Origin of the sequence: Nocardiopsis lucentensis DSM 44048, assembly GCF_000341125.1 — a bacterium.
Classification (GTDB): domain Bacteria; phylum Actinomycetota; class Actinomycetes; order Streptosporangiales; family Streptosporangiaceae; genus Nocardiopsis; species Nocardiopsis lucentensis.
The window spans coordinates 1-5,457 of record NZ_ANBC01000240.1; the positions used below are offsets into that span (position 1 = coordinate 1).

Below are 5,457 nucleotides of genomic sequence, written 5' to 3' on the forward strand. Positions count from 1 at the left end.
CCTGCGCGTCCTCTTCGCCGCCATCGACGACGCCGGGGCCGTCCCCGTCGCCCACTGCTGCGCCGCGGGGGTCCCCATCGACCTCATGCGCCGCAGCGGCGCCCGGGCCCTCAGCCTCAACGCCCTGCTGCTCAACCGCGACCACGACGAGATGCTCGGCACCGCCGTCGAGGCCGGTGTCGGTCTGCTGCTCGGTGTCGTGCCCTCGCTCGACGGCACGTCCGCCGACGCCCACCCGTCGCCCGCCACCGCCCGGGGGCCGCTTCGCGCAGGAGCGGGACACCCTCGACGGACGCCTTCGGCGCGGTCCCCCCGACTGTCCGACCCGGCCGCTACCGTCGATCCCGTACGCGAGCTTTGGAACCGGTTGGGAATCACCCCTGACCTGCTCTCCCGCGCGGTGGTCACCACCCCCACGTGCGGTCTTGCGGGTGCCTCGCCCGGGCACGCGCGCGCCGCCCTCACCGCGGCACGCGCGGGGGCCCGGGTCCTGCGGGACGAGCCCCGCGGGTAGACCAGCCCTGGGGCCGCGACCGCAGCAGGCGAGCATGAGAGCAGCAGAAAGGCAGGACGTGAGCGCGCACGACGACACCACCCACATCCCCGACGAGGTCCGCGCCCGTCACGAGGAGCTGTGTCAGGACCTGGACGACTACAGCTACCGCTACTACCTCGGCAAACCGATCATCTCCGACGCCGAGTACGACACCCTCATGGAGGAGCTGCTCGACATCGAGCGGCGCTTCCCCATCCTCGTCACCCAGGATTCGCCCAGCCAGAAGGTCGGCGCGCCGATCAGCGTCGATTTCACCGAGGTCGAGCACCTCGTCCGCATGGAGAGCCTGGGCAACGCCTTCGACGTCGAGGAGCTCAACGCCTGGGCCGATCGGGCCAGCGCCGAGGTCCCGGTGGGTTCCTACCTGTGCGAGCTGAAGATCGACGGCCTCGCCGTGGACCTCGTCTACGAGAAGGGCCGCCTCGTGCGCGCGGCCACCCGCGGCGACGGCCGTGTCGGTGAGGACATCACCCTCAACATCCGCACCATCGACGTCGTGCCCGAACGCCTCGACGAGTCCGTCCGCCCCGCACCCGAGCTTCTGGAGGTGCGCGGCGAGGTCTTCCTGCCCGTCGAGGACTTCGAGAAGCTCAACAAGCGCATCACCGACGCGGGTGAGCACCCCTTCGCCAACCCGCGCAACGCCGCGGCGGGCTCGCTGCGGCAGAAGGACCCCCGGGTCACCGCCACCCGCCCGCTGTCGATGATCGTGCACGGGGTCGGTGCGTACACCCCGGCGGGGGGTGAGGACTCCTCCGAGGGCATCGCGCTCACCAGCCAGTCCCAGGCCTACACCCGCCTCGGTGAGTGGGGGCTGCCGCTCAGCGACCGCTACGAGGTCGTCGACTCCATGGAAGCGGTCCGCGCCTACGTCTCCCGCTACGAGCGCGACCGCCACGTGCCCGCGTACGAGATCGACGGCATCGTCATCAAGGTCGACGACTTCTCCCTCCAGCGCCGCCTGGGCTCCACCAGCCGCGCCCCCCGCTGGGCGATCGCCTACAAGTACCCGCCCGAGGAGGTGACCACCAAGCTCGTCGACATCAAGGTCGGCGTGGGCCGCACCGGCCGGGTCACCCCCTACGGCGTCATGGAGCCGGTGCTCGTGGCCGGGTCCGAGGTCGAGTTCGCCACCCTGCACAACGCCCAGGAGGTCGCCCGCAAGGGAGTGCTCATCGGCGACACCGTGGTCCTGCGCAAGGCGGGCGACGTCATCCCCGAGATCGTCGGCCCGGTCACCGAGCTGCGCGACGGCAGCGAGCACGAGTTCGTCATGCCGGAGAACTGCCCCGAGTGCGGAACCGAGCTCGGCCAGCAGAAGGAGGGCGACGTCGACCTGCGCTGCCCCAACGCCCGCTCCTGCCCGGGCCAGCTGCGCGAACGGGTCTCCTTCATCGCCGGACGCAAGGCCCTGGACATCGAGGCGCTCGGTTATGTCGCCGCCACCGCCCTGACCCAGCCGCTCGAGCCCGCCCAGGCGCCGCTGCGAGACGAGGGCGACCTGTTCGACCTCACCGTCGACCAGCTGCTGCCCATCCGCACCCACGTCCTCGACCCCGACACCACCGAGCCCAAGACCGACCCCAAGACCGGCGAGCCCAAGGTGGTCTCCTTCTTCGCCAACAAGGAGGGGGAGCCGAAGAAGACCGTCGAGAAGCTCTTCGAGCAGCTGGAGGAGGCCAAGCAGAAGCCGCTCTGGCGGGTCCTGGTGGCCCTCTCGATCCGACACGTGGGCCCACGCGCGGCCGAGGACCTGGCCCGCCACTTCCGCTCCCTGGACGCCATCCGCGAGGCGAGCGAGGAGGAGCTGGCCTCCGTCGACGGCATCGGCCCCACCATCGCGAAGTCCATCCGCGAGTGGTTCGAGGTCGACTGGCACGCCGAGATCGTCCGCAAGTGGCGCGCGGCCGGTGTTCGCATGGAGGACGAGAAGTCCGACGAGTACGAGACGGACGTGCTCAAGGACATCACCGTCGTGGTGACCGGCGGACTGGAGGGCTTCACCCGCGACAGCGCCAAGGAGGCGATCGCCGAGCGCGGGGGGCGCGCGACGTCGTCGGTGTCGAAGAAGACCAGCTTCGTGGTGGCGGGGGAGAGTCCCGGATCCAAGTACGACAAGGCGGTCAAGCTCGGTGTGCCGATCCTCGACGAACAGGGTTTCCGGGTCCTGCTCGAATCGGGTCCGGACGCGGCCGCCGACGCGCGGATCAACCCGCCCGCCGACGAGGACGGTGGCACGGAGTCCGCGTAGGAGCGCGGCCGCGGGCTGGAGGTAGGCGACGGCGTCGGGTTCGAGGGGATGCGCTGGGTGACCGTCGGCCCGCCGTCGCGGCCCGACGTGAACATCGTTCTGGAGCCGCCCCCGGCCGACCCGAACGCCTCGGAGGACGACCAGCGGGCCATGGCGGAGCCGCTGGCCAAGGGTCTGCCGCGCGGCGTCGTCTTCGCGACGGGCGACTGCGCCGCCACGTTCGAGCGCATCAGCGGGGCGGGTGCCGAGGTGCTCCAGGAACCGATGGACCAGCCCTGTGGCGTCCGCGACCGTGCCTTCCGCGACCCCTCCGGCACCATGCCGCGCTTCACCCGGACGCGCGGCCAGCCGGTTCGAGACCCCACACGGGATGCCGCCGCCGTCGCGCCGAGAGCCGGGCCGACGCCACCAGTCCCCCCGCCGCGCACGGCGGCCGCGGGGGCGGTGGTGTTCGCCTCCGGCGGGATCCTGGGCGCCGTCGACCCACCCCCGTTACGCACCGTGTTTCACGGATAGTTCCGGTCGTGCGACAGTTGGTGATGAAACCACGTAAGCTGGACATCAAGCGCCCGGATGTGGACACATCCAAATCCCGGATTCGGCCATGAGGGGTGGCCGTCTCATGGGAACCTCGACACTCAGGAGCGGCGGTGCCACCCGTGCCGTCGTCCTCCGCGTCCCCCTCACGAGGACCACGGATGAAGGACCCCATCAGCACCAGGGACATCGGTCCCCGCGTCGGGACGCCGCTCTGGCTGTACATGGCGAGCACCATGCTCGCCGGACTGGGCCTGCTCGTCTTCGCCAGCCTCGAACTCGGCCTCGCCCAGCTCCAGGCTCTCATGTCCGAACCGCTCCTGTGGGTCCTGCTGTGCATGACCATCCTCGGGGAGCTCAGGCCCATCTCCATGCCAGGCCAGCCGCCCAACAGCGGCACGCCCACCTCCCTGCCCTTCTCCTTCGCCGTCGTCCTCTTCTTCGGACTCCCCGTCGCCGCGCTCCTCCAGGCCGTCGCCACCGGGGTCGGCGGGTTCGTGCGGGGCCACGCCCCCCACCGGACCGCGTTCAACGCCGCCCAGTACACCCTGTCCCTGGGCGTCGCCGACGCCGTCCTGCGCCTGCTCCTGCCCGCCGTCCTGGACGTTCCCTGGATGCCCGACGGAGGCGAACTCCTCGCCGTCGCCGCTGCCGGGTCCGCCTACTTCGTGGTCAACCGCGTCCTGGTGATGTGCGCGGTGGCCATGCACGAACGCTCACCCCTCGCCCAGGTCATGTACAAGGGGATCGGCCAGCAGGTCTACGTCAACGGCGTCCTGCTCAGCCTCGCGCCGCTCGTCGTCACCGCCATGACCCACTCCGTGCTGTACGTACCGTTGTTCGCCGTCCCCCTCGGCGCCCTCTACACCAGCGCCCAACTGTCGGTGAAGCGCGACCACCAGGCCAACCACGACGAACTCACCGGCCTGGCCAACCGCACCCGGCTCACCCTCCGCGCCCGCCAGGAGATCGGCCACGCCCAACAGCGCGGCCGCAGGGTGGGCCTGCTCCTGCTCGACCTCGACCGGTTCAAGGAGGTCAACGACACCCTCGGCCACCCCACCGGCGACCGCCTCCTCCAGACCGTCGCGCAGCGGCTCACCCGCAGCGTGCGCCCCGGCGACCTCGTCGCCCGGCTCGGGGGCGACGAGTTCGCCGTCCTGCTGCCCAAGGTCCGAGACACCGCCTCCGCGCGGGAGGTGGCCGCCCGTCTGCGCGACGCCCTCGCCGAACCCGTCCGGCTCGACGGCATGGACTTCGACCTGGCGGCCAGCATCGGCATCGCGCTCTTCCCCGACGACGCCCCCGACTTCGAGCTCCTCATGCAGCGCGCCGACGTCGCCATGTACGTGGCCAAGAGCGGACGCACCGGCGTCGAGTCCTACGACCCGGGCAAGGACCGCAACTCCACCGCGCGGCTCAGCCTCTTCAGCGAGCTGAGGCGCGGCCTCACCGAGGGCGCCCTGGAGATGTACTACCAGCCCAAGGTCTGTCTCATCGACGGGCGCCCGGTCGGTCTGGAGGCCCTGGCCCGCTGGCGCCACCCCTCCCGAGGGCTGCTCGCCCCGGAGGAGTTCATGCCGGTCGTCCAGCAGTCCAACCTGTTTCGCGCTTTCACCGGCCAGGTCCTCGACACCACTCTCGCCCGCGTCGCGGACTGGCGGGAGGGCGGGATCGACCTGCCCGTCTCCGTGAACCTGAGCATGCGCGAACTCCTCGACCCCGCGCTGCCCGACACCGTGGCCGCCGCGCTGCGCGACCACGGCGTCCCGCCCGAGCAACTCGTCCTGGAGCTCGGTGAGCAGGCGCTCATCACCGACACCGAGGCCGCCACCGCCGCCGTGCGCGCGCTCCGCCGCCTGGGCGTCGGACTGGCCCTCGACGACTTCGGCACCGGCCACTTCACCCTCGCCCAGCTCGCCGGGCTCCCCCTGGACGAGGTGAAGATCCACGAGTCCTTCACCACGCGGCTCACCGACGACTCCGACAACGGCCACACCGTCGTGCGCGCCGCCATCGCGCTGGTCCGCGCCCTGGGAATGAGCGCGACCGCCGAGGGTGTCCAGACCCGCGAACTCGCCCAGGCGGCCCGCGACACCGGCTGCCCCACCGC

At 71.4% G+C, this 5,457-nt stretch carries 3 protein-coding genes and 1 pseudogene (1 of these 4 only partly in view); all 4 read left to right on the forward strand.

Going from position 1 to position 5,457, the window contains the following annotated elements; genetic code table 11:
- Positions 1 to 514: pseudogene (locus tag D471_RS0108045) on the forward strand (methionine synthase); the annotation flags it as partial.
- A gap of 34 nt (positions 515 to 548) precedes the next feature.
- The gene (gene ligA, locus D471_RS33475; protein WP_083924160.1) at positions 549 to 2,807 is read left to right on the forward strand and encodes an NAD-dependent DNA ligase LigA; all 2,259 of its coding nucleotides are present in this window, start codon (positions 549 to 551) and stop codon (positions 2,805 to 2,807) included.
- A 57-nt stretch (positions 2,808 to 2,864) separates the two neighbouring features.
- Complete coding sequence (locus D471_RS41665) at positions 2,865 to 3,323, forward strand: VOC family protein (RefSeq protein WP_241479586.1); 459 nt, start codon at positions 2,865 to 2,867, stop codon at positions 3,321 to 3,323.
- A 182-nt stretch (positions 3,324 to 3,505) separates the two neighbouring features.
- Positions 3,506 to 5,457: the 5' portion of a putative bifunctional diguanylate cyclase/phosphodiesterase gene (locus D471_RS0108060; RefSeq protein WP_017598143.1), read on the forward strand. 133 nt of this gene lie beyond the right edge of the window; only the first 1,952 of its 2,085 coding nucleotides appear in the window; its start codon is at positions 3,506 to 3,508; its stop codon lies off the right edge, out of view.